Raw genomic sequence first — 24,246 nt, forward strand, 5'->3', positions numbered from 1 at the left:
GCCCCTGGACGAGTGGATTACTCGCCCCTGGCCTTCGCGATGACCTCCTCGGCGACGTTCCGGGGAACCTCACCGTAGGAGTCGAACTGCATGGAGTACGTGGCACGGCCGGAGGTCTTGCTGCGCAGGTCCCCGACGTAGCCGAACATCTCCGACAGCGGTACCAGGCCGGTGACGAGCTTCGCGTTGCCGCGGTCGTCCATCGACTGGACCTGGCCGCGCCGCGAGTTGATGTCGCCGATCACGTCGCCCATGTAGTCCTCGGGCGTCGTCACCTCGACCTTCATCAGCGGCTCCAGCAGGGCCGGGTTCGCCCTCCGGGCGGCCTCCTTGAACGCCATGGAACCGGCGATCTTGAACGCCATCTCGGAGGAGTCGACGTCGTGGTAGGCACCGTCGAGCAGCGTCACACGGACGCCGGTCAGCGGGTAGCCCGCCAGCACACCGAACTCCATGGCCTCCTGGCAGCCCGCGTCCACGGACGGGATGTACTCCCGCGGGATACGGCCACCGGTGACCTGGTTGACGAACTCGTAGCCGTCGCCCTCGAGCGGCTCGACGTCGATCTGCACCTTCGCGAACTGACCGGAACCACCGGTCTGCTTCTTGTGGGTGTAGTCGACCTTCTCGACCTTCTTGCGGAGCGACTCGCGGTAGGCCACCTGCGGCTTACCGACGTTGGCCTCGACCTTGAACTCGCGCTTCATACGGTCGACCAGCACGTCCAGGTGCAGCTCGCCCATGCCCGCGATGATCGTCTGGCCGGTGTCCTCGTTCGTCTTGACCTGGAAGGACGGGTCCTCCTCGGCCAGCCGCTGGATCGCGACGCCCAGCTTCTCCTGGTCGCCCTTCGACTTGGGCTCGATGGCGACCTCGATGACCGGGGCCGGGAAGTCCATCGACTCCAGGATCACCGGGTTGCCCGCGTCACAGAGGGTCTCACCGGTGGTGGTCTGCTTCAGACCCATGACGGCGACGATGTCGCCGGCACCCACCGAGTCGATCTCCTCACGCTTGTTCGCGTGCATCCGGTAGATCTTGCCGATGCGCTCCTTGCGGCCCTTCACCGAGTTCAGCACCTGGGTGCCGGTGTTCAGGCGGCCCGAGTAGACGCGCAGGAAGGTCAGCTTGCCGAGGTGCGGGTCGCTGGCAATCTTGAACGCCAGCGCCGACATCGGCTCTTCCTCGGTCGGACGACGCGTGATGATCTCCTCGGCGTCCTTCGGGGACTGGCCCTCGACGGCCTCGACATCGATCGGGGCCGGCAGGTAGCGGGCAATCGCGTCGAGCAGGGGCTGCACGCCCTTGTTCTTGAACGCGGTGCCGCAGAACACCGGGGTCACCGTGATGGTGCCCTCGGCGCCCGTGGAGGCCAGCGTGACCCGGCGGATCGCCGCGATGAGCTGCTCCTCGGTGGGCTCCTGGCCCTCCAGGTACAGCTCCATCATCTCTTCGTCGTTCTCCGCGACGGCTTCGAGCAGCTTGCCGCGCCACTCCTCGGCCGCCTCGGCGTGGGTGTCCGGGATGTCGACGGTGTCGTACATCTCGCCCATCTTGGCCTCGGGCGACCAGACGAGGGCCTTCATCGACACCAGGTCGACGACGCCCTTGAAGTCCGCCTCGGTGCCGATCGGCAGCTGCATGACCAGCGGGATCGCACCCAGGCGGTCGCTGATCATGTCGACGCAGCGGTGGAACTCCGCACCGGTACGGTCGAGCTTGTTGACGAAGCAGATGCGCGGAACGCCGTAGCGGTCGGCCTGCCGCCACACCGTTTCGGACTGCGGCTCCACACCGGCGACACCGTCGAACACCGTCACGGCACCGTCGAGCACGCGCAGCGCACGCTCCACCTCGACGGTGAAGTCGACGTGGCCCGGGGTGTCGATGATGTTGATGGTGTAGTCGACGCCGTTGAGCGGCCAGTGAGTGGTCGTCGCGGCGGACGTGATCGTGATGCCGCGCTCCTGCTCCTGCTCCATCCAGTCCATCGTGGCAGCGCCGTCGTGGACCTCACCGATCTTGTAGCTGCGACCGGTGTAGAAGAGGATCCGCTCGGTGGTCGTCGTCTTGCCCGCGTCGATGTGCGCCATGATCCCGATGTTGCGGACCTTGGCAAGGTCAAGTGAAGTGGTAGCCATAAGGCTTCAGTCTTCTCTCGGTCTCGATGGGGGTAGCGACTACCAGCGGTAGTGCGCGAAGGCCTTGTTGGACTCGGCCATCTTGTGCGTGTCCTCGCGCTTCTTCACGGCGGCGCCGAGCCCGTTGGAGGCATCGAGCAGCTCGTTCATCAGACGCTCGGTCATGGTCTTCTCGCGGCGGGCGCGGGAGTACCCCACGATCCAGCGCAGCGCGAGAGTGGAGGAACGGCCGGGGCGGACCTCGACCGGAACCTGGTAGGTGGCGCCACCGACGCGGCGGGAGCGGACCTCGAGGGTCGGCTTGACGTTCTCGAGCGCGCGCTTGAGCGTGATGACCGGGTCGTTGCCGGTCTTCTCGCGCAGCCCCTCCATGGCGCCGTAGACGATGCGCTCGGCGGTGGAGCGCTTACCGTTCAGCAGCACCTTGTTGATGAGGGAGGTCACCAGAGGAGAGCCGTAGACCGGGTCGATGATGACCGGGCGCTTCGGGGCAGGGCCCTTACGAGGCATTCTTACTTCTCCTTCTTGGCGCCGTAGCGGCTGCGAGCCTGCTTGCGGTTCTTGACGCCCTGCGTGTCGAGGGAGCCGCGGATGATCTTGTAGCGAACACCCGGCAGGTCCTTCACACGGCCACCGCGCACGAGCACGATGGAGTGCTCCTGCAGGTTGTGACCCTCACCCGGAATGTAGGCGGTCACCTCGATCCCGCTGGTCAGGCGCACACGGGCGACCTTGCGCAGGGCCGAGTTCGGCTTCTTCGGGGTGGTCGTGAACACGCGCGTGCAGACGCCTCGGCGCTGGGGCGAACCCTCAAGTGCGGGCGTCTTGTTCTTCTCGACCTTGTCCTGCCGGCCCTTGCGGACCAGCTGCTGGATCGTAGGCACCGTTTCTCCGGTTTCTGTGTGCCAGTCTCGATAAAGCTAACCTGGGCCATCCCCGACCCACGAGGTCGGGTGTGTCGAAGACTGCGGTCCCCTCCGGGAGAAATCCATTGAGAGATCTCCGCAGAGGCGGAAGCTTCTCCATGGTGAGAAGCAGCAGAGTCCGGTGTCTCCGGCTGCGCGTAGGCCCGCAATCGCGGGCGGGAACAGCGCAGGGGACACCCCAGGCACAGAGACTGAGGGTACCTACCTCATCGGCTGGGGTCAAAACAAATGGACCGGCCACCATAGCGCCCCCGACCTGCGAGAAACAGGGCGCCGACGGAGGCCGCCGACGGGCGGCGTCAGCTCGATGCCACGATCACTCCGAAGATGATCGCCAGGATGGTGCCGATGGCCAGCCAGCCCAGCACCAGCCCTGCCATGGCCAGTCCCTCGCCCTGCTCTCCCGACCGCCGGATCTCCGCCTTCGCCTTGTGCCCCAGAATCACCGCGGGGATCGCCGTCAGCCCGTACATCGGCGTCAGGACCCCGCAGACCAGCGCCCCGATCGCCGAGCCGTTGGTACGCGGCGGAGGCGTGGGCAGAAACGTGCGCGGCACCTGCGGATAGGCGGGCTGCGGCGCCGGAACCGGCACCGGCCCCTGCGGCAGATCCGCGATGAGCATGCTCAGCTCCGCGTACGTCTGCGCCTGCGAGGCGCGCGCCAGCCGCTGCTCGTACTCGTCCTGGCCCAGCCGGCCCTCACTGAAGCCGGCCTTCAGCACGTCGATCGCCCGCTCCCGGTCGGTATGCGAGGCACGCATCGAACCGACCTGCTGACTCTGGATCGGAACTGCGCCAGGCTTCTGCTGCCCCTGGCTCGGGACAAGACCAGGGCTGTGTCCCTGGTCCGGGGCACCTCCAGGATTCCACGGTCCGAACGCCACCGGCCCCCACCTCCCAGCTCGCTTGCCGTTCCCTCCATCATCCATGACGCGGGCACTCCGTGGCTGGTTCACCCCCGCACGGATCCATCGCGATTCCGAGCCCCGATACGACCGCGGGGCGGCCACCCGTAGTGGGTGACCGCCCCGTGGCGTTGGATCGGACTCAGGCGTTGTAGGGCCCGTAGTCGTAGTCCTCAAGCGGAACTGCCTGGCCGGAGCCGGTGCCGAAGGGCGAGTAGTCGATGTCGTCGTAACCGACGGCCGAGTACATCGCGGCCTTCGCCTCCTCGGTGGGCTCGACCCGGATGTTGCGGTAGCGGGACAGGCCCGTACCGGCCGGGATGAGCTTACCGATGATGACGTTCTCCTTGAGGCCGATCAGGGAGTCCGACTTGGCGTTGATCGCCGCGTCGGTCAGGACCCTGGTCGTCTCCTGGAAGGACGCCGCCGACAGCCACGACTCGGTGGCCAGCGACGCCTTGGTGATGCCCATCAGCTGCGGACGGCCGGAGGCCGGGTGGCCGCCCTCCTGCACCACACGCCGGTTCTCACCCTCGAACTTGGTGCGCTCCACCAGCTCGCCCGGCAGCAGCTCGGCGTCGCCGGACTCGATGATCGTCACACGGCGCAGCATCTGCCGGATGATGATCTCGATGTGCTTGTCGTGGATCGACACACCCTGCGAGTTGTAGACCTTCTGGACCTCGCCCACCAGGTGCACCTGAACCGCGCGCTGGCCGAGGATACGGAGCACGTCGTGCGGGTTCTCCGTACCGACGGTCAGCCGCTGGCCGACGGCGACGTGTTCGCCCTCGCCCACCAGCAGCCGGGCGCGCTTGGAGACGCTGTAGGAGGTCTCGTCCGAGCCGTCGTCGGGGGTGACGATGACCTTCTTGGTCTTCTCCGTCTCCTCGATCCGGACCCGGCCCGCCGACTCCGAGATCGGCGCGACGCCCTTGGGCGTACGGGCCTCGAACAGCTCGACCACACGCGGCAGACCCTGGGTGATGTCGTCACCGGCCACACCACCGGTGTGGAAGGTACGCATCGTCAGCTGAGTGCCGGGCTCACCGATCGACTGGGCGGCGATGATGCCGACGGCCTCACCGATGTCGACCAGCTTGCCGGTGGCCAGCGAGCGGCCGTAGCACATGGCGCAAGTGCCCACGTGCGACTCACAGGTGAGGATGGACCGCGTCTTGACGATCTCCACACCGTGCCGGACCAGCTCGTCGATGAGCACGTCGCCCAGGTCGGTACCGGCTGGGGCCAGCACCATGCCGTCCACGACGATGTCCTCGGCGAGGCAGCGCGCGTACACGCTGGTCTCGACGTCCTCCGCCTTGCGCAGCACGCCGTCCTCGCCCTTGGAGGCGATCCGCAGCTTGAGGCCGCGCTCGGTGCCGCAGTCCTCCTCGCGGATGATCACATCCTGCGAGACGTCGACCAGACGACGGGTCAGGTAGCCCGAGTCCGCGGTACGCAGGGCGGTGTCGGCGAGACCCTTACGGGCACCGTGCGTGGAGATGAAGTACTCCAGCACGGAGAGACCCTCACGGAACGACGCCTTGATGGGCCGCGGGATGGTCTCGTTCTTCGCGTTCGACACCAGACCGCGCATACCGGCGATCTGACGCATCTGCATCATGTTCCCTCGGGCGCCCGAGTCCACCATCATGAAGATCGGGTTCGTCTTCGGGAAGTTCTCGTTCATCGCCTCGGAGACCTCGTTGGTCGCCTTGGTCCAAATGGCGATGAGCTCCTGCGTGCGCTCGTCCTTGGTGATCAGTCCGCGCTCGTACTGCTTCTGGACCTTCTCGTCCTGCGCCTCGTAACCGGCGATGATCTGCGGCTTGGCGTCCGGGACGACAACGTCCGTGATCGCGATGGTCACACCCGAGCGGGTCGCCCAGAAGTAACCGGCCGACTTCAGGTTGTCGAGCGCCGCGGCGACGACGACCTTGGGGTAGCGCTCGGCCAGGTCGTTGACGATCTGGGAGAGCTGCTTCTTGCCCACCGTGTAGTCGACGAACGGGTACTCCTCGGGCAGCAGCTCGTTGAAGAGCGCCCGGCCCAGCGAGGTGTGCAGTCGGAACGGGTCGCCCGGCTGCCACTCCGGCTCGCCCTCCTCCGGCGCCGGCGGGGTCCAGCCCAGCGGCGGGGTGGTACCGGCCGGGAAGCGGATGTCGATCTTCGCCTGGAGCGACAGCTCCCCGGCGTCGAACGCCATGATCGCTTCCGCGGTGGAGTTGAACGAGCGGCCGTCGCCCTTGGTGACGCGCTGCTCCTCGTCCGTGGTGAGGAAGAACAGACCCAGGACCATGTCCTGCGTCGGCATCGTCACCGGCCGGCCGTCGGCCGGCTTGAGGATGTTGTTCGAGGACAGCATCAGGATGCGGGCCTCGGCCTGCGCCTCCGCGGACAGCGGCAGGTGCACGGCCATCTGGTCACCGTCGAAGTCCGCGTTGAACGCGGTGCACACGAGCGGGTGGATCTGAATGGCCTTGCCCTCGACCAGCTGCGGCTCGAACGCCTGGATGCCGAGACGGTGCAGCGTCGGTGCCCGGTTGAGCAGCACCGGGTGCTCCGCGATGACCTCTTCCAGCACGTCGTAGACGACCGTGCGGCCGCGCTCGACCATGCGCTTGGCGCTCTTGATGTTCTGCGCGTGGTTGAGGTCCACCAGCCGCTTCATCACGAACGGCTTGAACAGCTCCAGCGCCATCGCCTTGGGCAGACCGCACTGGTGCAGCTTGAGCTGCGGACCGACGACGATGACGGAACGGGCCGAGTAGTCGACGCGCTTACCCAGCAGGTTCTGCCGGAAGCGGCCCTGCTTGCCCTTGAGCATGTCGCTGAGGGACTTCAGCGGACGGTTGCCCGGACCGGTGACCGGACGGCCACGGCGGCCGTTGTCGAACAGCGCGTCGACGGCCTCCTGGAGCATCCGCTTCTCGTTGTTGACGATGATCTCGGGCGCGCCGAGGTCGAGAAGCCGCTTCAGGCGGTTGTTGCGGTTGATGACACGGCGGTACAGGTCGTTCAAGTCGGAGGTCGCGAAGCGGCCACCGTCCAGCTGCACCATCGGACGCAGGTCCGGCGGGATGACCGGCACGCAGTCCAGCACCATGCCCTTGGGGCTGTTGCTGGTCTGCAGGAACGCGGAGACGACCTTGAGCCGCTTCAGCGCACGGGTCTTCTTCTGGCCCTTGCCGGTGCGGATGATCTCGCGGAGCCGCTCGGCCTCCTCCTCCAGATCGAAGGTCTCCAGGCGCTTCTGCAGCGCGGCAGCGCCCATGGAGCCGTCGAAGTAGGTCCCGAAGCGGTCGCGCAGCTCGCGGTAGAGCAGCTCGTCGCCCTCCAGGTCCTGCACCTTGAGGTTCTTGAAGCGGCTCCAGACCTCGTCCAGCCGGTCCAGCTCACGCTGGGCGCGGTCGCGGATCTGCTTCATCTCACGCTCGGCGCCCTCGCGCACCTTGCGGCGCACGTCCGCCTTGGCGCCCTCGGCCTCCAGCTCGGCCAGGTCGCTCTCCTGCTTCTTGGCGCGGGCCTCGAGGTCGGCGTCACGGCGCTGCTCGATCTGCTGGCGCTCCACGCCGACATGCGCCTCCAGGGAGGGCAGGTCGCGGGTGCGGCGCTCCTCGTCGACGTACGTGATCATGTACGCCGCGAAGTAGATGACCTTCTCCAGGTCCTTGGGCGCCAGGTCGAGCAGGTAGCCCAGGCGGGAGGGAACACCCTTGAAGTACCAGATGTGGGTCACGGGAGCGGCAAGCTCGATGTGGCCCATCCGCTCACGGCGCACCTTGGCGCGGGTCACCTCGACGCCGCAGCGCTCACAGATGATGCCCTTGAAGCGGACGCGCTTGTACTTGCCGCAGTAGCACTCCCAGTCCCGGGTCGGACCGAAGATCTTCTCGCAGAAGAGTCCGTCCTTCTCGGGCTTGAGGGTGCGGTAGTTGATGGTCTCCGGCTTCTTGACCTCGCCGTGCGACCACTGACGGATGTCGTCAGCGGTGGCAAGGCCAATTCGCAGTTCGTCGAAGAAGTTGACGTCGAGCACTCTCGTCAATCCCTCTCAGGGTCGTATGTCAATGGTCTGAACGGGTCGCGGGGAGGGCCGGGACGCGGGGCGCGCGCCCCGGCCGACTCCGTCAGACCTCTTCGACGCTGCTCGGCTCGCGCCGGGACAGGTCGATTCCGAGCTCCTCCGCCGCGCGGAAGACGTCCTCGTCGGTGTCGCGCATCTCGATCGACATGCCGTCCGAGGACAGCACCTCGACGTTGAGACAGAGCGACTGCATCTCCTTGATGAGCACCTTGAAGGACTCGGGGATGCCCGGCTCCGGGATGTTCTCGCCCTTGACGATGGCCTCGTAGACCTTCACGCGGCCGGTGACGTCGTCGGACTTGATGGTCAGCAGCTCCTGCAGCGCGTACGCGGCGCCGTACGCCTCCAGGGCCCACACCTCCATCTCACCGAAGCGCTGGCCACCGAACTGGGCCTTACCACCCAGCGGCTGCTGGGTGATCATGGAGTACGGGCCGGTCGAGCGAGCGTGCAGCTTGTCGTCGACCAGGTGGTGCAGCTTGAGGATGTACATGTACCCGACCGAGATCGGGTCCGGGAACGGCTCGCCGGAGCGGCCGTCGAACAGGTGGGCCTTGCCGGACGGCTGGACCATCCGGTCGCCGTCGCGGTTCGGGAGCGTGGACTCGAAGAGACCCGCGATCTCGTCCTCGCGGGCACCGTCGAAGACCGGCGTCGCCACGTTGGTCTTCGGCGCCACATCGTCCGCACCGATCGCCTGGAGGCGCTGCATCCACTCCTCGGAGCCCTCGACCTTCCAGCCCTGGGAGGCCAGCCAGCCCAGGTGGATCTCCAGGACCTGACCGGGGTTCATCCGGGAGGGGACACCCAGCGGGTTGAGGATCACATCGACCGGGGTGCCGTCCTCCAGGAACGGCATGTCCTCGACCGGCAGGATCTTCGAGATGACGCCCTTGTTGCCGTGCCGGCCAGCGAGCTTGTCACCGTCGGTGATCTTGCGCTTCTGTGCGACGTAGACGCGCACCAGCTGGTTGACGCCCGGAGGCAGCTCGTCGCCCTCCTCGCGGTCGAAGACGCGGACGCCGATGACCTTGCCGGTCTCGCCGTGCGGCACCTTCAGCGAGGTGTCACGGACCTCGCGCGCCTTCTCACCGAAGATCGCGCGCAGCAGCCGCTCCTCGGGGGTCAGCTCGGTCTCACCCTTCGGGGTGACCTTGCCGACGAGGATGTCGCCCGCCTCGACCTCGGCGCCGATGCGGATGATGCCGCGCTCGTCGAGGTCGGCCAGGACCTCCTCGGAGACGTTCGGGATGTCCCGGGTGATCTCCTCGGGGCCGAGCTTGGTGTCACGGGCGTCAACCTCGTGCTCCTCGATGTGGATCGAGGAGAGGACGTCGTCCTGCACCAGCCGCTGGCTGAGGATGATCGCGTCCTCGTAGTTGTAGCCCTCCCACGGCATGAAGGCCACGAGCAGGTTCTTGCCGAGCGCCATCTCACCTTCGTCGGTGGACGGACCGTCGGCCAGCACCTGGCCCTCGATGACACGGGAGCCCTCGTCCACGAGCACCTTCTGGTTGAAGGAGGTGCCCTGGTTGGAGCGGGTGAACTTGGCGACGCGGTAGGTGGTGTACGTACCGTCGTCGTTGGCCACCGTGATGTAGTCCGCGGAGACCTCCTGGACAACACCGTCCTTCTCGGCCTTGATGACATCCCCGGCGTCGACCGCGCAGCGGTACTCCATGCCGGTGCCGACCAGCGGCGCCTCGGCCTTGATGAGCGGCACGGCCTGCCGCATCATGTTCGACCCCATCAGCGCGCGGTTGGCGTCGTCGTGCTCGAGGAAGGGGATCATGGCCGTCGCGACCGACACCATCTGGCGCGGCGAGACGTCCATGTAGTCCACGTCGTCACCCGGGATCAGGTCGACCTCGCCGCCACGGCGGCGGACCAGCACCCGGTCCTCGGCGAACCGCATCTCCTCGGTGAGGGGCGCGTTCGCCTGGGCGATCACGAAGCGGTCTTCCTCGTCTGCCGTGAGGTAGTGCACCTCGTCGGTGACGACTCCGTCGACCACCTTCCGGTACGGCGTCTCGACGAAGCCGAAGGGGTTCACGCGGCCGTACGAGGCGAGCGAACCGATCAGACCGATGTTCGGTCCTTCCGGCGTCTCGATCGGGCACATCCGGCCGTAGTGCGAGGGGTGCACGTCACGGACCTCGAAGCCCGCCCGCTCACGGCTCAGACCACCCGGGCCGAGCGCGTTGAGACGGCGCTTGTGGGTGAGCCCGGAGATCGGGTTCGTCTGGTCCATGAACTGGGACAGCTGGCTGGTGCCGAAGAACTCCTTGATGGAGGCGACGACCGGCCGGATGTTGATCAGCGTCTGCGGCGTGATCGCCTCGACGTCCTGCGTGGTCATCCGCTCACGGACGACGCGCTCCATACGGGCGAGACCCGTACGGACCTGGTTCTGGATCAGCTCGCCCACGTTGCGCAGCCGGCGGTTGCCGAAGTGGTCGATGTCGTCGGTCTCGATGACGATCGTGTCGCCCTCGGCGGACTGCGACTCGGTCTCGCCCGCGTGCAGCTTCACCAGGTACTTGATCGTGGCGATGATGTCGGCCGTGGTGAGCACGCCGGAGTCCAGCGGCTCGTCACCGCCGAGCTTCTTGTTGACCTTGTACCGGCCGACCTTGGCCAGGTCGTACCGCTTCGGGTTGAAGTAGAGGTTCTCCAGCAGCGTCTGCGCAGCCTCACGGGTCGGGGGCTCACCCGGACGCAGCTTGCGGTAGATGTCGAGCAGCGCGTCGTCCTGACCCTGGGTGTGGTCCTTCTCCAGGGTGGCGCGCATGGACTCGTACTGGCCGAACTCCTCGAGGATCTGCTCGGTGGTCCAGCCGAGCGCCTTGAGCAGAACGGTCACGGACTGCTTACGCTTACGGTCGATACGGACACCGACCATGTCGCGCTTGTCGATCTCCATCTCCAGCCAGGCACCGCGGGACGGGATGATCTTGGCGGAGTAGATGTCCTTGTCGGAGGTCTTGTCGATGGAGGAGTCGAAGTAGACACCCGGGGACCGGACGAGCTGGGTGACGACGACACGCTCGGTGCCGTTGATCACGAAGGTGCCCTTGTTGGTCATGAGCGGGAAGTCGCCCATGAAGACCGTCTGGGACTTGATCTCACCGGTCTCGTTGTTGGTGAACTCGGCCGTGACGAAGAGCGGAGCCGCGTACGTGAAGTCGCGCTCCTTGCACTCGTCGATCGAGTTCTTGGGGGGCTCGAAGCGGTGATCGCGGAAGGTCAGCGACATCGACCCGGAGAAGTCCTCGATCGGGGAGATCTCCTCGAAGATCTCTTCCAGACCGGACTTGGTGGGGACGTCCTGTCCACTGTCCAGCGCGGCCTCGACGCGAGCCTTCCAGGCGTCATTGCCGAGCAGCCAGTCAAAGCTCTCGGTCTGGAGCGCGAGAAGGTTCGGAACCTCGAGGGGCTCCTTGATCTTCGCAAAAGAGATACGCAGCGGGGCAGTGCTGGCGCCGTTGTTCGAATTGGCAGTCGAGGCAGTGCGCGAGGCGGCCAAGAGGGGGTCCTTCCGAGGGCTCGGACTCTCTACACGCATACCGGTGCCCCTGGTGACGGGCAGGGGGCAGCTAATAGGCAGCGCAAAGGGTCAGTGTAGCCACAAGGCCCACTGATGTCCAGAAAGGATTACGGGAAACCGGCTCACGCCCCGGTCTCCACCTCCTGCGGTTGTTCTTCTCGTTCCGCCCCCGTCCCCGGCGGCCTCGATACGCCGGGGCGGACGTGCTCTGCTGCGGTTCGTCGTGCCTGCCGCAACACTTCCCGCTTCGCCGTCGATCCATGCCTCGGAGTTCGGATCGATGTGACGACGCGTCCCGAGAATTGCGCGCTGCGTGCCGTTCGTCAAGGCCCCCAGGAGCAACGAAGATCACCATACCCGCCGTCGTCCACCCAGGGCGCGACCGTCCAGCAACGGCGAAGGGCGACCACCCGTCTGGGTGATCGCCCTGCGCTGCACAGCTACCCACGTGAGGTAGCCCGCGGTCTACCGCGATGACTCCGCGAGCCGGTGGCTCATCGGGGTCGGCGTCACTTGACCTCGACGGAGGCGCCTGCGCCCTCGAGGGACTCCTTGGCCTTGTCGGCGGCGTCCTTGGCGACCTTCTCGAGGACCGGCTTCGGGGTGCCGTCCACGAGCTCCTTGGCCTCCTTCAGACCCAGCGAGGTCAGCTCACGCACGACCTTGATGACCTGGATCTTCTTGTCGCCGGCGCCGGTCAGGACGACGTCGAACTCGTCCTGCTCGGGCTCGGCCTCGGCGGCAACCGGGCCACCCGGGGCGGCGACGACGGCGGCGGCCGGGGCGGCGGCCTCGACGTCGAACTTCTCCTCGAACTTCTTCACGAAGTCCGACAGCTCGATGAGGGTCATCTCCTCGAACTGGGCAAGCAGTTCGTCCTGGCTGAGCTTCGCCATGGTTGGTGGTCCTTCCACTTCAGTCGGCTGGTGCCGGATCAATATGTCGGCGGGCTTACGGCCCGCTGTGACCGAGTTCGGCCGGTCACCGGTTACGGCCGGTCACCCGCTGTCGCGGGCACCGACTGCGCCGGTTACTCGGACTCGGCCTCGGCGGGAGCCGTGGTGTCGGCACCGCCCTGCTCTTCGACCTTGCTACGAAGCGCGTCCGCGGTGCGGACGAACTTCGAGAGCGGGGCCTGGAAGGTCGCCGCGGCCTTGGCCATGGACGCCTTCATGCCACCGGCCAGCTTGGCGAGCAGCACCTCACGGGACTCGAGGTCCGCGAGCTTCTTGAGGTCGTCGGCGCCGTACAGCGCGCCGTCGACGATGCCGCCCTTGATCACGAGGGCGGGGTTGTCCTTGGCGAAGTCACGGAGACCCTTCGCCGCCTCGACCGGGTCACCGGTCACGAAGGCGACAGCCGAGGAGCCCGTCAGGAACTCGTCGAGCTCGTTGATCCCGGCCTCGTTGGCCGCGATCTTGGTCAGCGTGTTCTTCACCACTCGGTACTGAGCGTTGTCACCGAGCGCACGGCGCAGCTCCTTGAGCTGGGCCACGGAGAGTCCGGTGTACGCGGTGACCACAGCGGCGTTGGAGCCACGGAACTTGTCCGTGATCTCGTTGACGGCTGCGATCTTGTCGGGAGCGACCTGTTCCCTCGCCATGGGCCTCGGCCTCCTTCCGGGTGATGAGGACCGCTCGGAAGGGGCTGAACACGACAAACGCCCCAGCGCAGGCGCATGGGGCGTCGACTCGACCGAAGCGCTTACAGCGCCTCGGGAGTTCTTCCTCAGTCACCTGCGCGGGTCGTCCGCAGCGAGCGGATCCTTCGGCCGTCGGCACTCTGTGCGCGCACGACGACGACCAGCGGTCTTTGGCTTCGTATGGAGACTACGCGAACGGGCCCGGGACCGGCAAATCCGGTCCCGGGCCCGCTGAGAGTGCACCGCGGGGTCAGCTGAGGCCGCCGCCGCTCTTCATCAGCTCCGCGGCGTCCGATGTCTCGCCGGCGGGCGGAGCGGTCACGTTCACGGGGGTGCCGTAGTCCGTGTAGTAGTTGGTGGCGTCGATGCCCGTGGCGCCGTCGGTGCTCTTGGCGACCTCGTGCTTCTTGACCAGCAGGTCGTTCTCATCGACCCACAGATCGATCTTCTCCTTCTTCAGCCCCTGCTGCTTGAACTGCTGCTCCAGCGCCTGAAGGTCTTTCTCCGAGAGATCCTTCGACTGCATCCGGGTCAGCTCGGAGACGGAGATCGTGCCGGAGTAGTGCGTGGTCTTCTTGCCACGCACCGTCTCGGAACCGAGCGCCTTGACCTTGCCCGAGGCCAGGACGAGCTGTACCGAGCGCGCCGGGTTGTTGTTCTGCATCTGGTCCTTGAGCATGGCGCCCGAGGCGCCGCCCTGCTTGGCCAGCGCGTCGTAGTCGTACTTCATCCACTTCTTGCCGCCGGGGGCGCCGCCGGTGGAGGGGTGGACGTACATCGCGTCGGGCAGGTAGCGGGCCTCGGCGGACTGGGCGCCGCCGGCCATGGTGAGGTCGGCCTCGCCCTTCATGCCGCCGCCGGACCAGTCGAAGGCGCCTTCCATGCTGGTTTCCATGGTCTTGCCCTGGGACGTCTGCTTGTTGACGCCTTCGACCTTGGCGGAGTTCTGCTTGTCGGTGGCCGTCGATGCCTTCTTCAGGGCCGTCATGGCGTTCTGGGCGGTCGAGCCGCCGCCCTTGGAGTCGCCGCCCCCACTGCCACCGCCGTCCGCCTTCTCGCTGCCGCACGCCGTCAGGCTCGCCATCAGCGCGATGCCCGCGGCAGCTGCCGCCATCCTGGTCCTCCGCATGGACTCCCCCTCGTTGTGGGCGGGCCCGACGGGCCCCCGTTCATCGGCTTATCCGCACCTTATGCAACGGGGGAGACGACGTACGCACCGGGACGGGTTCCACGGCCGCACAGAGCCGTCGGAGCCGAAGACGCCTGGGCCGGTGGAGCTGTGGCCCGGAAAGACGGCGAAGGCCGGTGCCCACCCCCGTCAGGGAGCGGGCACCGGCCTTCGGCCGGCTGCGCGCCGGTCGCGGATCAGACCGCGGCCGGGTCCTCCTCGACGAGGAGGTTGCGGGTGCGGTTCGGGTCGACCGGGATGCCGGGGCCCATCGTGGTGGCGACGGAAGCCTTCTTGATGTACCGGCCCTTCGCCGCCGCGGGCTTCAGCCTGGTGATCTCCTCAAGGGCTGCGGCGTAGTTCTCGACGAGCTGCTGCTCGTCGAAGGACGCCTTGCCGATGATGAAGTGCAGGTTGGAGTGCTTGTCGACGCGGAACTCGATCTTGCCGCCCTTGATGTCGCCCACGGCCTTGGCCACGTCGGGGGTGACGGTACCGGTCTTCGGGTTCGGCATCAGACCACGCGGACCGAGCACGCGGCCGAGGCGGCCGACCTTGCCCATCAGGTCCGGGGTGGCGACGACAGCGTCGAAGTCGAGACGGCCGCCTGCGACCTCCTCGATGAGCTCGTCGGAGCCGACGATGTCGGCCCCCGCGGCCTCCGCCGCCGCAGCACGGTCGCCGGTCGCGAAGACCAGGACCCGGGCGGTCTTACCGGTGCCGTGCGGGAGGTTGACGGTGCCGCGGACCATCTGGTCGGCCTTGCGCGGGTCGACGCCCAGGCGCATGGCGACCTCGACGGTCGCGTCGAAGTTCTTCGTGGAGGTCTCCTTGGCGAGACGGACGGCCTCCAGAGGCGCGTACTGACGCGTCCTGTCGATCTTCGCGTCCGCTTCGCGGAGAGTCTTGCTGCGCTTCACTGCTGCTCCTGACGGTATGGAGTCGTGGTACGGGCCAGCGCTTGGCCCTGCCACGGGGATGGGGAGGTGCCGGTGCCGGGGGCTCAGCCCTCGACGGTCACACCCATGGAACGGGCGGTACCGGCGATGATCTTCTCCGCCTGGTCCAGGTCGTTGGCGTTGAGGTCGGGCATCTTGGTCGTGGCGATCTCGCGCACCTGGTCGCGGGTGATCTTGGCGACCTTGTTGGTGTGCGGGGTGCCGGAGCCCTTCTCCACGCCGGCGGCCTTGAGGATCATCTTCGAGGCCGGCGGCGTCTTGGTGATGAAGGTGAAGGAGCGGTCCTCGTAGACCGTGATCTCCACCGGGATCACCCAGCCACGCTGCGACTCGGTCGCCGCGTTGTACGCCTTGCAGAACTCCATGATGTTGACGCCGTGCTGACCCAGCGCCGGACCGACCGGCGGAGCCGGGTTGGCTGCACCGGCCTGGATCTGGAGCTTGATCAGCCCCGCGACCTTCTTCTTCTTGGGAGGCATGTTCTCTCCGGGTCCTGGTGAGAGGTGATTCGCCCTCCGCCCGTCACCCGGGCGGAGGCATACCGCACAACGATAGCCCGTACCGTTACGCGGCTTGAAACCGAGCAGGTCAGGAAGGGCGCAAGCGCCTTCCTGACCTGTCCGGAAGCGGGGTACTGCCCGGCCGAAGGCCGGGACAGTCAGTTCTTCTGGATCTGGTCGAAGCTCAGCTCGACCGGGGTCTCGCGGCCGAAGATCTCGACAAGGCCCTTGACCTTCTTCGAGTCGGCGTTGATCTCGTTGATGGTCGCCTGGAGGGTGGCGAACGGGCCGTCGGTGACGGTGACCGAGTCGCCGACCTCGAAGTCGAGGACCTGGACCTCGACCTTGCGGCCCGGGCCGCCCGCAGGCTTCCCCTCCTCGTCGGCCGCAGCGGCCTTGGCGGCCTTCTCCTCGGCCTCCGGGGCGAGCATCTTGACGATCTCGTCGAGGGTCAGCGGGTACGGGTCGTAGGCGTTGCCGACGAAGCCGGTGACGCCCGGGGTGTTACGGACGACGCCCCACGACTCGTTGGTCAGATCCATCCGGACCAGCACATAGCCGGGCAGCTTGTTCTGCCGCACGGTACGGCGGTCGCCGTTCTTGATCTGGACGACCTCCTCCTGCGGCACCTCGGCCTGGAAGATGAAGTCCTCGACGTTGAGCGAGACGGCGCGCTGCTCCAGGTTGGTCTTCACGCGGTTCTCGTAGCCGGCGTAGGTGTGGATCACGTACCACTCGCCGGGCAGATGGCGCAGCTCGTCGCGGAGCTGGGCGACGGGGTCGACCTGCTCCTCCTCGGCCTCTTCGCCCTCAGCAGCCTCTTCGGCCTCGGCCTGCGCCTCGTCGGCAGACTCGGCGGTCTCGGCTGCGGGCTCGCCTTCCTCGTGGACGGCGGCCTCCTCGGCGGGCTCACCGGCAGCGGCCTCGGCGGCTTCCGCCCGGTCGACGCTGCTGTCCGCCGCCTCGACGATGTCGCGCGCCGTGTCATCACCCTCTGCGGGCTCGACGGCATCGTTCATGTTCGGCTCAGACACGGTGGCTGCTTCTTCCTGGCTTCAAGGGGTCGAACATGCGGAAAGCCCCGCGGAGGGGGCTCTGCGCGGAGGGTCAGCCGAAGACGTGTTTCATGACTTCGGCCAGCCCATAGTCAATCACGAACACCAAAGCGATGATGATGATGACAAAGACGATCACCACGCTCGTGTACGTGGAGAGCTGCTGCCGCGTCGGCCAGACGACCTTCCGAAGCTCCGCGACGATCTGGCGGTAGAAAAGCGCGAGCCTGGCCATCGGCCCCTTCTTCGCCCGCTTTCCGCCCTTTCGGGGCTTCTTGCCTTCGGACGACCCTCCGGGCTCGGGGACCTCGGTGGTGTCCGTGATCTCCGTCACTCGTCCTCACCTGATCCGGGTCGTTGCCCTGCGGCGTCCGGCCCGGCCGCACGGCGGTGCAATTCAGTGCATTCTACGTACGCAAGCACACACCTTGGCGACGTGTGTGTAGCAGGGCCGGAGGGACTCGAACCCCCAACCGCTGGTTTTGGAGACCAGTGCTCTACCAATTGAGCTACGACCCTTTGTATCTCCCTCAACCTACCGCATCCACGCCACTGCATGGAGTGCGCGCCAAGAGCACGCTGTGAGTGACGGTTGAAGGCCAACGACGTGAGAGTGTACGTGCTCCACGGCCGGGCGTCGAACAGGATCCGCCCCGCCCGCCATCGCGGAGTGTGATCCGGTCGCCGCCAAACCCCGGTGCCCCGCGAGTGCCGGGTCTGGGAACATGCCTGTATGACCGCAGCGACTCCCCCTGCACAGTCCCCGTCCGAGCGACGTCTGTCGGCCCGTATCAGCGCGATCTCCGAGTCCGCGACGCTGGCCGTGGATGCCAAGGCCAAGGCGCTGAAGGCCGCCGGGCGCCCCGTGATCGGGTTCGGCGCCGGCGAGCCCGACTTCCCGACCCCCGACTACATCGTCGAGGCGGCCGTGAAGGCGGCGCGCGACCCGAAGAACCACCGCTACTCCCCCGCGGGTGGACTCCCCGAACTCAAGTCCGCCCTCGTCGACAAGACGCTCCGCGACTCCGGCTACGAGATCGACGCTTCCCAGGTCCTCGTCACCAACGGCGGTAAGCAGGCGATCTACGAGGCGTTCGCCGCGCTGCTCGACCCGGGCGACGAGGTCATCGTGCCCGCGCCCTACTGGACCACCTACCCCGAGTCCATCCGGCTCGCGGGCGGCGTCCCAGTCGAGGTCGTGGCGGACGAGACGACCGGGTACCGGGTCTCGGTCGAGCAGTTGGAGGCCGCACGCACCGAGAAGACCAAGGTGCTGCTGTTCGTCTCGCCCTCCAACCCGACCGGCGCCGTCTACCCGCGCGCACAGGTCGAGGAGATCGGCCGCTGGGCGCTGGAGCAGGGGCTGTGGGTGCTCACCGACGAGATCTACGAGCACCTGGTCTACGGCGACGCCGAGTTCACCTCGCTGCCGGCTGTCGTGCCCGAGCTGCGCGACAAGTGCGTGGTCGTCAACGGCGTGGCCAAGACCTACGCCATGACCGGCTGGCGCGTGGGGTGGCTGATCGGCCCGCAGGACGTGATCAAGGGCGCGACGAACCTCCAGTCACACGCCACGTCCAACGTCAGCAATGTCTCGCAGGCCGCCGCGCTGGCCGCCGTCTCCGGCGATCTGGTAGCCGTGGCGGAGATGCGCAAGGCATTCGACCGGCGCCGCGGCACCATCGTGAAGATGCTCAACGACATCGACGGCGTGCTCTGCCCGGAGCCCGAGGGCGCTTTCTACGCCTACCCGTCGGTCAAGGCGCTGCTGGGCAAGGAGATCCGCGGCAAGCGGCCCGCCACCACGGTCGAGCTGGCCGCGCTGATCCTGGAGGAGGTCGAGGTCGCCGTCGTACCGGGTGAAGCCTTCGGCACCCCCGGCTATCTGCGACTGTCCTACGCACTGGGCGACGAGGACCTGGTGGAGGGCATCTCGCGGATCCAGAAGCTGCTCGCCGAGGCACGGGACTGACGCGGCCGCTACTACGGAGCGAACGAAGCGGGCTCGAGGGCACTGCCCCCGGGCCCGCTCGCGTTTTCGGGACGTCCCCTGACGGGAACCGGCTTCCAGCAACCGGCTACCTCTCCGGCGCCCGGATGCGGCAGGATCTTGGGATGTTGCACTCTTCCGGGGAGCGGGACCTGCGTACGCTGCCGAAAGCTCATCTGCACCTGCACTTCACCGGGTCGATGCGCCCCTCCACCCTGCTCGAACTGGCCGACAAGTACGGCGTGCATCTGCCGGACGCGCTGGGCGGGGGCGAGCCTCCGAAGCTGCGGGCGACCGACGAGCGCGGCTGGTTCCGGTTCCAGCGGCTGTATGACATCGCACGGTCCTGTCTGCGCGAGCCGGAAGACATTCAGCGACTGGTACGGGAGGCGGCGCAGGAGGACGTACGGGACGGTTCGCGCTGGCTGGAGATCCAGGTCGACCCCACCTCGTACGCGCCACGGCTCGGCGGGCTCACACCCGCTCTGGAGATCATCCTGGACGCGGTGGAGACGGCTTCCCGGCAGACCGGTCTCGGCATCCGCGTACTGGTGGCGGCGAACCGGATGAAGCACCCGCTGGACGCCCGCACGCTGGCCCGGCTGGCGGTGCGCTTCCGGGACCGCGGCGTCGTCGGATTCGGGCTCTCCAACGACGAACGGCGCGGCTTCGCCCGGGATTTCGACCGCGCCTTCACCATTGCGCGGGAGGGTGGCCTGCTTGCGGCGCCGCACGGGGGCGAGCTGTCGGGACCGAGCAGCGTGCGGGACTGCCTGGACGATCTGCGCGCCACCCGGGTCGGCCACGGCGTGCGCGCCGCCGAGGACCCCTGGCTGCTGGCGCGGCTGGCCGAACGGCAGGTCACCTGCGAGGTCTGCCCCAGCTCCAACGTGGCGCTGGGCGTGTACGACAAGGCGGAGGACGTGCCGGTACGGACGCTGTGGGACGCCGGCGTGCCGATGGCACTCGGCGCCGACGACCCGCTGCTGTTCGGCTCCCGGCTGGTGGCGCAGTACGAACTGGTGCGCCGTAAGCACGGATTCTCCGACGCGGAGCTGGCGGAACTGGCCCGGCAGTCGGTGCGGGGCGCCTCGATGCCGCAGGACGTACGGGACGAGATGCTGGCCGATATCGACGCCTGGCTGGCGGCCGATCCGGCCTAACGCGCTTCTGGAAGGTCTGTACCGGCCGGGGCCAGACCGTGCAGCAGGGTGCGGACAAGACTGCGTACGAAGTCGCCCAGTAGCTGCTCTGGGCGATCTCCTGCGGCGAAGTCGTACAGGAAGGCGCGCTGCGAGCAGGCACCCAGCAGCAGCGCGGCAGCGGCGTCGACGTCGGCATCGGGCCGTACTGCGCCTCGTTTCTGCTCGGCGCGCAGGTAGGCGGCGAGGGTGGTCAGCGGCGTGCGGGGGCCGACACCGAGCTCGCGTACGCCTTCGAAGTGACGCCGCTTGAGGGCCGGTTCGGCGAAGAGGGACGCCGCGATGGGGACGCTCTGCTCGTAGAAGAGGGCGGCGTGCTCGGCGATCTCGGTGAGGTTGGACTCCAGGCCGCGCCGCCCCGCCTCCTGGGCGAGCTCGTTCAGCAGCGGATTGAGGCGCGGCAGCCGGTCGTGCAGGACGCGGACGAAGATCTCCTCCTTGCCGGAAAAGTGCTTGTAGAGCGCGGCTTCCGAGCAGCCCGCCTCACGGGCGATCTCTTTCGTGGTCGTACGGGCGAGGCCGATGGTGCGCAGCAGATGCTCAGCAGCGTCGATGATGCGTTCACGGGTGGGCCGGACCTGCTGGGTTGACTTGTGAGTGGGCATTCACCCACTGTATCGGTGAGTGAGTACTCACCCACCTCACTTCCTCGGTGGACCTTTCGACGAGAGGCACAGCGGCATGCGTTACACAGTCTTCGGCGCGACCGGCGGCACCGGACAGCAACTCGTACAGCAGGCCCTGGAAGCGGGCCACAAGGTGACGGCCGTGGTGCGCGACCCCGACCGGCTGCCGGTACGGCATGAACTGCTGGAGATCGCCACCGCCGACGTCACGGACACTGAGGCGCTGCGTCCCCTGGTCGCCGGTGCCGACGCTGCGCTGTCCGGGCTCGGCGCCCCCTCCAACAAGGCCGCGGGCATCGCCTCGACCGGGACCCGCGCCATTCTGCGTGCCCTGGAGGCGGAGGGAGTGGAGCGCTACCTGGCGGTCAGCGCGGCTCCGGTCGGCACCCAGCCGCGCGACGAAAGCCGCCTCCACCGCGCGGTCGTGCTGCCCTTGGTGCGGCGCGCGTTCAGGAACATCTACGCGGACCTGGCCCTGATGGAGGACGAGATCCGTAACAGCGCGCTCCTGTGGACCGTCGTACGCCCACCGCAGCTCACGGACCGGCCCGGCACCGGCGAATGGCAGCGGCGCGAGGGTACGGCCGTACCGCGGCGGCTGCGCATCACACGCACCGATCTGGCGGCCGCGATGCTGGGCATGGTGGACGACCCGGCCACCGAGCGGAAGGTCTTCGGGATCGCGAACTGAGCTCTGGCGTGCACCAACGTGCGCCAGGACAGGCTGTCCTACAGCGCGCAGCCCACCATCACCGGCTCGTTGACGAGGGTGACGCCGAAGGCGGCGTGCACTCCCTCACGCACCTCCCGGGCGAGCGCGAGCAGGTCGGCGGTGGTGGCGGAGCCCCGGTTGGTGAGCGCCAGGGTGTGCTTGGTGGAGATGCGGGCCGGACCCTGGCCGTACCCCTTGGTGAAGCCCGCCTTGTCGATGAGCCAGGCCGCCGAGGTCTTGGTCCTCCCCTCCCCCGCAGGGAAGGCCGGGGGCGCCACCTCGGGCCCGAGCCGGTCCCGGACCCGGTCGACGAAGGCGGCGAACTCCGCGTCGTCCAGGATCGGATTGGTGAAGAAGGACCCGGCCGACCAGGTGTCGTGGTCGTCGGGGTCGAGCACCATGCCCTTCCCTGCACGCAGCCGCAGCACGGCCTTGCGTGCGGTGGCGGCCGGCACCCGGTCGCCCGCCTCGACGCCGAGGATTCGGGCCGTCTCCCCGTACTTGATCGGCGCGGAGAGGCCCTCCGCGTCCTCCAGCGCGAAGCGCACCCGCAGCACGACATGGCGCGCGGGGTCGGCCTTGAAGCGGCTGTGCCGATAGGAGAAGCCGCACTCGGCGTTGGTGAGGGTGACCGTCTCGCCGGTCTGCCGGTCGTAGGCGACGACCTCGGTGAGCGTGCTGGAGACCTCCTGGCCGTACGCGCCCACGTTCTGGATCGGCGTGGCGCCCGCGGAGCCCGGGATACCGGCCAGGCACTCGATACCCGCCAGCCCCGCCTCGACGGTACGGGCCACGGCGTTGGACCAGTTCTCCCCCGCCGCCAGCTCCAAGCCGGTGCCGGAGAGCGAGAAACCGCTGGTCGCGATGTGCAGGACCGTTCCCTCGAAGCCCTTGTCGGCGATGACGAGATTGCTGCCGCCCGCGATGATCAGCAGCGGAGTGCCGCTGGCGTCGGCCTCGCGGACCGCCGCGATCACCTCGTCGTCGGTGGTCGCTGTGACCAGCCGCTGGGCGGGCCCACCGAGGCGCAGCGTCGTCAGCGGGGCGAGCGAGACCAGAGGGACACCGGAGTCAACGTAGAGTTCCTGCACGCGCTCCAGAGTACGGGGGAAGCGCACGCCGCTCTGCCGGAGGCCGGACGGGAGGCTCTCAGCCGCTCCCCTGCCCAGGCGGTGTCCGCCGGCCGGCCGGGCGGGCGCCCGAAGGCGGTCGGCGGGGTCAGGCGAGCTTGACCACCGCGCGGGACATGCCCAGCACCTTGGTGCCCGCACTGGTGACCGTCAGATCGACCTGGACCGTACGGGCCTCGTCGTCCAGCTTCTTGGCGACCTTCGCCGCCACCTCGATGACCGCGCCCTTGTCGTCGTCCGGGACGACAACCGGCTTGGTGAAGCGCACGCCGTACTGCAGCAGCGCACCGGGGTCGCCCGTCCAGTCGGTGATCACCCGGGCGGCCTCGGCCATGGTGAACATGCCGTGTGCGATGACGTCGGGCAGGCCGACGTCCTTGGCGAAACTCTCATTCCAGTGAATGGGATTGAAGTCCCCGGACGCCCCGGCGTAACGGACCAGCCGGGCACGGTCCACGGGGAAGCTGCGGGAAGGCAGCTCAGTGCCCACTTCCACGTCCGCGTAGGCGACCTGCGCTGTCATTTCCGTCACTCCCCTTCGACCGCTTCGACCGCACGCGCCACCAGCTTGGTGTGCACGGTCACCACCGGCTGCCCCGCCGCGTCCTGGACCTCGCCGCGGACGTCGAGGACCTCGTTGCCGGCCAGGGACTTGATGGACTCGATCGTGGACGTGACCGAGAGCAGGTCCCCGGCGCGGACGGGGCGGTGGTAGGCGAACCGCTGGTCCCCATGCACCACCCGCGAGTAGTCCAGGCCCAGCTTCGGGTCCCGCACCACGCCGGCCGCCTCCTGGAAGGTGACGGAGAAGACGAAGGTGGGTGGCGCGATCACGTCCGGGTAGCCGAGCGCCCTGGCCGCCTCGACGTCCGTGTAGGCGGGATTGTCGTCACCGATGGCCTCCGCGAACTCGCGGATCTTCTCCCTGCCGACCTCGTACGGCCTGCTGGGCGGGTACGTCCGTCCCACGAAGGACTGATCGAGTGCCATCGGCGGCGCCTCCTGCGGCAGTGTGGCGGTTTCACGGCGGGTACGGCTTCGCGGGCGTCCGGCTCTGGAGCCAGGCGATGTCCGGCTCCCTGAAGCCGGGCCACGTCCGGTTTCCCGGAGCCGGTCAGGGGAGCCGGACACAGCACGAGGCCGACCCCGACTGGCGGGGACGGCCTCAGAGCATGAGAGGAATCAGCGCGTCTCGCGGTGCACGGTGTGCCGGTTGTCGCGCGGGCAGAACTTCTTCATCTCAAGCCTGTCCGGGTTGTTGCGCCGGTTCTTCTTAGTGATGTAGTTCCGCTCCTTGCACTCCACGCAGGCCAGCGTGATCTTCGGGCGGACGTCTGTGGCAGCCACGTGAGTGCTCCTTGACGAACGGACGGGTTTTAACGCAGAAAGAGTAGCCGATCGGAGGACCGACCCCACAACCGGCTACTGTCGGTGAAGTAGCGGTGACCGGACTTGAACCGGTGACACAGCGATTATGAGCCGCTTGCTCTACCGACTGAGCTACACCGCCACGATGCGGCGACCTCCCGGCGGAAGATCTCTCACATCAGAGCCCCAAAACGGAATCGAACCGTTGACCTTCTCCTTACCATGGAGACGCTCTGCCGACTGAGCTATTGGGGCGAGCGGTGAAGACATTACACGTCCCGCCGC

General features: G+C 67.6%; 21 protein-coding genes and 3 tRNA genes. 3 read left to right on the forward strand and 21 right to left on the reverse strand.

Annotation, left to right across the window (positions count from 1 at the left end; all coding sequences use genetic code 11):
• Nucleotides 1-17 precede the first annotated feature (17 nt).
• The 14 genes from fusA to ACTWP9_RS02570 form a co-directional block, all read right to left on the reverse strand.
• Entirely contained in the window at nucleotides 18-2,141 is a 2,124-nt protein-coding gene (gene fusA, locus ACTWP9_RS02505; RefSeq protein ID WP_443244250.1) for an elongation factor G, read from the reverse strand.
• Between the two features lie 39 nt (nucleotides 2,142-2,180).
• The gene (gene rpsG, locus ACTWP9_RS02510) at nucleotides 2,181-2,651 is read right to left on the reverse strand and encodes a 30S ribosomal protein S7 (RefSeq protein WP_019354980.1); all 471 of its coding nucleotides are present in this window, start codon (nucleotides 2,649-2,651) and stop codon (nucleotides 2,181-2,183) included.
• A gap of 2 nt (nucleotides 2,652-2,653) precedes the next feature.
• Nucleotides 2,654-3,025: a 30S ribosomal protein S12 gene (gene rpsL, locus ACTWP9_RS02515; protein ID WP_003948652.1), complete on the reverse strand. Its 372-nt coding sequence runs from the start codon at nucleotides 3,023-3,025 to the stop codon at nucleotides 2,654-2,656.
• Nucleotides 3,026-3,366: 341 nt separating this feature from the next.
• A complete protein-coding gene (locus tag ACTWP9_RS02520) occupies nucleotides 3,367-3,828 on the reverse strand; it encodes a DUF1707 and DUF4190 domain-containing protein (RefSeq protein WP_443244251.1) in 462 nt (153 codons plus the stop codon).
• A gap of 286 nt (nucleotides 3,829-4,114) precedes the next feature.
• The gene (locus ACTWP9_RS02525) at nucleotides 4,115-8,014 is read right to left on the reverse strand and encodes a DNA-directed RNA polymerase subunit beta' (protein WP_443244252.1); all 3,900 of its coding nucleotides are present in this window, start codon (nucleotides 8,012-8,014) and stop codon (nucleotides 4,115-4,117) included.
• A 91-nt stretch (nucleotides 8,015-8,105) separates the two neighbouring features.
• Nucleotides 8,106-11,588: a DNA-directed RNA polymerase subunit beta gene (rpoB, locus tag ACTWP9_RS02530; protein ID WP_443244253.1), complete on the reverse strand. Its 3,483-nt coding sequence runs from the start codon at nucleotides 11,586-11,588 to the stop codon at nucleotides 8,106-8,108.
• Between the two features lie 530 nt (nucleotides 11,589-12,118).
• Complete coding sequence (gene rplL, locus ACTWP9_RS02535) at nucleotides 12,119-12,505, reverse strand: 50S ribosomal protein L7/L12 (protein ID WP_443244254.1); 387 nt, start codon at nucleotides 12,503-12,505, stop codon at nucleotides 12,119-12,121.
• Between the two features lie 134 nt (nucleotides 12,506-12,639).
• Nucleotides 12,640-13,212: a 50S ribosomal protein L10 gene (gene rplJ, locus ACTWP9_RS02540; protein WP_443244255.1), complete on the reverse strand. Its 573-nt coding sequence runs from the start codon at nucleotides 13,210-13,212 to the stop codon at nucleotides 12,640-12,642.
• 289 nt (nucleotides 13,213-13,501) lie between these two features.
• Nucleotides 13,502-14,380, reverse strand: a complete 879-nt coding sequence (locus tag ACTWP9_RS02545; protein WP_443244256.1) for a hypothetical protein — start codon at nucleotides 14,378-14,380, stop codon at nucleotides 13,502-13,504.
• 236 nt (nucleotides 14,381-14,616) lie between these two features.
• Nucleotides 14,617-15,339 (reverse strand): 50S ribosomal protein L1, encoded by a 723-nt coding sequence (rplA, locus tag ACTWP9_RS02550; RefSeq protein ID WP_443244257.1) that lies wholly within the window; start codon nucleotides 15,337-15,339, stop codon nucleotides 14,617-14,619.
• 83 nt (nucleotides 15,340-15,422) lie between these two features.
• Nucleotides 15,423-15,857, reverse strand: coding sequence for a 50S ribosomal protein L11 (rplK, locus tag ACTWP9_RS02555; RefSeq protein ID WP_433100669.1), 435 nt, complete (start codon nucleotides 15,855-15,857; stop codon nucleotides 15,423-15,425).
• A 179-nt stretch (nucleotides 15,858-16,036) separates the two neighbouring features.
• The gene (nusG, locus tag ACTWP9_RS02560; RefSeq protein ID WP_443244258.1) at nucleotides 16,037-16,912 is read right to left on the reverse strand and encodes a transcription termination/antitermination protein NusG; all 876 of its coding nucleotides are present in this window, start codon (nucleotides 16,910-16,912) and stop codon (nucleotides 16,037-16,039) included.
• A 73-nt stretch (nucleotides 16,913-16,985) separates the two neighbouring features.
• Nucleotides 16,986-17,267: a preprotein translocase subunit SecE gene (gene secE / locus ACTWP9_RS02565; protein ID WP_443244259.1), complete on the reverse strand. Its 282-nt coding sequence runs from the start codon at nucleotides 17,265-17,267 to the stop codon at nucleotides 16,986-16,988.
• Nucleotides 17,268-17,379: 112 nt separating this feature from the next.
• Nucleotides 17,380-17,452 (reverse strand) — tRNA-Trp (locus tag ACTWP9_RS02570).
• Between the two features lie 214 nt (nucleotides 17,453-17,666).
• Between ACTWP9_RS02570 and ACTWP9_RS02575 the strand changes: the two genes are divergently transcribed.
• Nucleotides 17,667-18,905 (forward strand): pyridoxal phosphate-dependent aminotransferase, encoded by a 1,239-nt coding sequence (locus tag ACTWP9_RS02575; protein ID WP_443244260.1) that lies wholly within the window; start codon nucleotides 17,667-17,669, stop codon nucleotides 18,903-18,905.
• Nucleotides 18,906-19,030: 125 nt separating this feature from the next.
• Complete coding sequence (locus ACTWP9_RS02580) at nucleotides 19,031-20,086, forward strand: adenosine deaminase (RefSeq protein WP_443244261.1); 1,056 nt, start codon at nucleotides 19,031-19,033, stop codon at nucleotides 20,084-20,086.
• Here ACTWP9_RS02580 and ACTWP9_RS02585 read toward each other — a convergent pair.
• Complete coding sequence (locus tag ACTWP9_RS02585; protein WP_443244262.1) at nucleotides 20,083-20,730, reverse strand: TetR/AcrR family transcriptional regulator; 648 nt, start codon at nucleotides 20,728-20,730, stop codon at nucleotides 20,083-20,085. The two genes, ACTWP9_RS02580 and ACTWP9_RS02585, sit on opposite strands and share 4 nt — an antisense overlap.
• A gap of 76 nt (nucleotides 20,731-20,806) precedes the next feature.
• Here ACTWP9_RS02585 and ACTWP9_RS02590 point away from each other — a divergent pair, with 76 nt between their 5' ends.
• Entirely contained in the window at nucleotides 20,807-21,442 is a 636-nt protein-coding gene (locus tag ACTWP9_RS02590) for an NAD(P)-dependent oxidoreductase (RefSeq protein ID WP_443244263.1), read from the forward strand.
• Between the two features lie 38 nt (nucleotides 21,443-21,480).
• On the opposite strand, the gene ACTWP9_RS02595 is transcribed toward ACTWP9_RS02590, so the two are convergent.
• The 6 genes from ACTWP9_RS02595 to ACTWP9_RS02620 all read right to left on the reverse strand — a co-directional run bounded on the left by ACTWP9_RS02595 (nucleotide 21,481) and on the right by ACTWP9_RS02620 (nucleotide 24,216).
• The gene (locus ACTWP9_RS02595; RefSeq protein ID WP_443244264.1) at nucleotides 21,481-22,554 is read right to left on the reverse strand and encodes a UDP-N-acetylmuramate dehydrogenase; all 1,074 of its coding nucleotides are present in this window, start codon (nucleotides 22,552-22,554) and stop codon (nucleotides 21,481-21,483) included.
• Nucleotides 22,555-22,681: 127 nt separating this feature from the next.
• Nucleotides 22,682-23,116: a MaoC family dehydratase gene (locus ACTWP9_RS02600; protein WP_443244265.1), complete on the reverse strand. Its 435-nt coding sequence runs from the start codon at nucleotides 23,114-23,116 to the stop codon at nucleotides 22,682-22,684.
• Nucleotides 23,117-23,121: 5 nt separating this feature from the next.
• Nucleotides 23,122-23,583, reverse strand: a complete 462-nt coding sequence (locus tag ACTWP9_RS02605) for an FAS1-like dehydratase domain-containing protein (RefSeq protein WP_443244266.1) — start codon at nucleotides 23,581-23,583, stop codon at nucleotides 23,122-23,124.
• Nucleotides 23,584-23,775: 192 nt separating this feature from the next.
• Entirely contained in the window at nucleotides 23,776-23,940 is a 165-nt protein-coding gene (rpmG, locus tag ACTWP9_RS02610) for a 50S ribosomal protein L33 (RefSeq protein ID WP_019354206.1), read from the reverse strand.
• A gap of 90 nt (nucleotides 23,941-24,030) precedes the next feature.
• Nucleotides 24,031-24,103: transfer RNA gene (locus ACTWP9_RS02615), tRNA-Met, on the reverse strand.
• Between the two features lie 40 nt (nucleotides 24,104-24,143).
• Nucleotides 24,144-24,216, reverse strand: a tRNA-Thr gene (locus tag ACTWP9_RS02620).
• Nucleotides 24,217-24,246: the final 30 nt, after the last annotated feature.

The sequence above is a fragment of the Streptomyces sp. 3N207 genome, assembly GCF_052246355.1.
In the GTDB taxonomy this organism is placed as follows: Bacteria; Actinomycetota; Actinomycetes; order Streptomycetales; family Streptomycetaceae; genus Streptomyces.

Bases quoted from the DNA above. Each gene is read 5' to 3' on its own strand.
- rplJ (WP_443244255.1), bottom strand. From the start codon at position 13,212: ATGGCGAGGGAACAGGTCGCTCCCGACAAGATCGCAGCCGTCAACGAG.
- ACTWP9_RS02600 (WP_443244265.1), bottom strand. From the start codon at position 23,116: ATGACAGCGCAGGTCGCCTACGCGGACGTGGAAGTGGGCACTGAGCTG.
- ACTWP9_RS02575 (WP_443244260.1), top strand. From the start codon at position 17,667: ATGACCGCAGCGACTCCCCCTGCACAGTCCCCGTCCGAGCGACGTCTG.
- fusA (WP_443244250.1), bottom strand. From the start codon at position 2,141: ATGGCTACCACTTCACTTGACCTTGCCAAGGTCCGCAACATCGGGATC.
- ACTWP9_RS02520 (WP_443244251.1), bottom strand. From the start codon at position 3,828: ATGCGTGCCTCGCATACCGACCGGGAGCGGGCGATCGACGTGCTGAAG.
- rpsG (WP_019354980.1), bottom strand. From the start codon at position 2,651: ATGCCTCGTAAGGGCCCTGCCCCGAAGCGCCCGGTCATCATCGACCCG.
- ACTWP9_RS02585 (WP_443244262.1), bottom strand. From the start codon at position 20,730: ATGCCCACTCACAAGTCAACCCAGCAGGTCCGGCCCACCCGTGAACGC.
- rplL (WP_443244254.1), bottom strand. From the start codon at position 12,505: ATGGCGAAGCTCAGCCAGGACGAACTGCTTGCCCAGTTCGAGGAGATG.
- ACTWP9_RS02605 (WP_443244266.1), bottom strand. From the start codon at position 23,583: ATGGCACTCGATCAGTCCTTCGTGGGACGGACGTACCCGCCCAGCAGG.
- rplK (WP_433100669.1), bottom strand. From the start codon at position 15,857: ATGCCTCCCAAGAAGAAGAAGGTCGCGGGGCTGATCAAGCTCCAGATC.
- ACTWP9_RS02580 (WP_443244261.1), top strand. From the start codon at position 19,031: ATGCGGCAGGATCTTGGGATGTTGCACTCTTCCGGGGAGCGGGACCTG.
- ACTWP9_RS02590 (WP_443244263.1), top strand. From the start codon at position 20,807: ATGCGTTACACAGTCTTCGGCGCGACCGGCGGCACCGGACAGCAACTC.
- ACTWP9_RS02545 (WP_443244256.1), bottom strand. From the start codon at position 14,380: ATGCGGAGGACCAGGATGGCGGCAGCTGCCGCGGGCATCGCGCTGATG.